General features: G+C 38.4%; 3 protein-coding genes. All 3 read right to left on the reverse strand.

Features of this window, described 5'->3' with window-relative positions; genetic code table 11:
• Positions 1 to 511 precede the first annotated feature (511 nt).
• Entirely contained in the window at positions 512 to 1051 is a 540-nt protein-coding gene (locus BT147_RS14905) for a hypothetical protein (RefSeq protein ID WP_072337107.1), read from the reverse strand.
• A gap of 117 nt (positions 1052 to 1168) precedes the next feature.
• Complete coding sequence (locus BT147_RS14910; RefSeq protein WP_286119543.1) at positions 1169 to 1651, reverse strand: imm11 family protein; 483 nt, start codon at positions 1649 to 1651, stop codon at positions 1169 to 1171.
• A gap of 361 nt (positions 1652 to 2012) precedes the next feature.
• Positions 2013 to 2315: hypothetical protein (locus BT147_RS15710; RefSeq protein ID WP_218159125.1), on the reverse strand; the 303-nt coding region annotated here is incomplete at its 5' end.

The following is a 2315-nucleotide window of genomic DNA, read 5'->3' on the forward strand; positions in this document are numbered from 1 at the left end:
TTAATAAACTGCGAAACCGATTTGGTGGCAGATTGGGTTGCTTTCTTGACATTGTTTACAATTTTCTTGACGGCGGGCTTGACCACTTTTTTGACAACATTCTTCACCTTGTTGTAAATTTTTTTGACTCCACTTTTGACTGTATTCTAAATCTAATCACTGCAGTGATTTATAATGTAAATAAGTTAATATTAGCGCGGAATATCACACTCAATCTTTACCTGGGTTAACATCAGTCAACCTTATTTCACCGTAGTGCGTGGTCAAAATGTGGCATTGTAGTCAATGTTATCCAACCTTTTTACTGCGTTGGAAAAAATAAAACAAGGGTGCTGTTTTCTATAGCATCCTTGTTATCTCATTTAAATCCTCTACATGACTATCCCCTGATTTACTCTGTCACCCTATTTGTTGCTTGTTCCGATTTTTCTCTAATCAAAAAGGCTTCTTCGTTTTGGAAGAAAGCCATCAAGATAGAAACTTTGTTTAAGTCGATTATCTTCTAATATCATCAATCCGCACTAATTCGTACTATAGGGTCTTGATCATGGAATCCAATACATAGAGGGATATTCCTGTCTGTTCCATAACAAACACTCGCGAATGCGCATACAGTTCTAGCAGTTAAGTACAATGTAATTCCGATTGCCTTGCTAGAAGAATCAAATCCATTCTCAGAGTAGATTTCAGCAAATTCTTTTAGATTGGGCCCTTTAACTACATCCTCCCAGTCACAAGCCCAATCATCATCTTGTTCAGCAAGGGGGCGATAGTTACTACAAAGGAAGAAATGGCTGTCCCAATTATTATCAAGATCATATTCATAATATATAGCCCTAGTCAGTCTCTCCTTAGACAAATTCAACACTTCCAACAACGACGTTTCTAACTCTCCTTTGTACGTTTCTAAATTAATTGCTTTGATACGTTCTGCATCTTCTTTTGACGCAAAGCCTGCACATAGGTCATAGTATTTATATTCTACCTGTTGTATCGCATCTAAGAATAAAATATCTTCCTGAAATTCATGCAGGTACTTATATATACTCAAACCATCCCCTCCTTCAATTCATGAAGCGTGTGAAGGAAGAGCTCTAGATCACATATATTTGGCTCCACCCTTCACACACTCCATTTACAACTTATCAAGATTCGAAGTTACTGACGCTTATATCACCTTTACTTCTAAAAAATCAAAACCAGTCAGTTTATTCTTCTCAACTTCTTTCTTGAACTCTTCAGACACAAACAATGGAAATTCATCACCATGTAATTTAAAAACATGCTTGTTCTCCAAACACGGTTTGTTCAAAGCATATTTTTTCACTGAAATCAGCTTCTGATTATCACCATATTCAAATACACTGTAATCTGAATGCTCCAAGTTTAAAGCATCTAGGACATTGACCACATTCGCCACAGAGTATCCTCCTAAGCTGCTTTCTTCAGTCTCTTTATTGTAAATTCTAACAGGGATATATTGTACTCCACGTTCTTCCAATGTATCAAACACCATCTTCACTCTCTCGGACACAAGAAACCAATTTTTGTCACATACTAAATAATCAGTTGAGCGTTTTCCTTCAGCTGGATTGAAATTGAATACAATTTCTTTTTCAGCTTGAAAGTTAACATACTTCCCTTCCTTCAACTCATACTTTCAAATCCACCACTATCACTGCAATAACATACAATGGCATCCTGACTACCTTTATCACTTGTTAACACTTTGTAATATTTCATCACCATTCACCACCGTTAGAGTATTGGAGAAATCTTAGCGATCTCTCCAGTAATTTTTGTAAAGCATATCTGGATTTGTTCTGATTTCACTTTTAAGACCTTCAAACAAATTCAAAAATACATCTCTATCCCCTTTCGCAATACTATCAAATCTTTCCAATTGAGATAAAACATGATTATGGTAAGCATATGATGTCTTCCTTGGTGTGGCAATGCCTCTTTATTCCAAGCGGCATCGAGATCAAGTCCATACTTGTCTGTGATTTCTTTCATTTTTGGTGTATAGGTTTAGAACCTCCACCTCTAGAAAACATATTGATCAAATCCGAAATATCCTGCCCCAGATTCTTCGCTCCACCACCTGCAACTCCTGTACCCCAAGCGGCTGCTACGGCACCAGGAGCGGCTGCGGCACATGCGGTCGTTCCACAGGCTACGACGACTCCGCCGCCTCCACCTACTGTGGCAGATACACCTACTAACATGGAGACGATATCACCTGCCACGGCTCCTACGTGATAAGCGACTCCTTTTTCCTCGTTTGGATCACTTAAATCTGCAAGTCCCAGAGT

This window comes from Thermoactinomyces sp. DSM 45891 (assembly GCF_900119485.1).
Lineage (GTDB): Bacteria > Bacillota > Bacilli > Thermoactinomycetales > Thermoactinomycetaceae > Baia.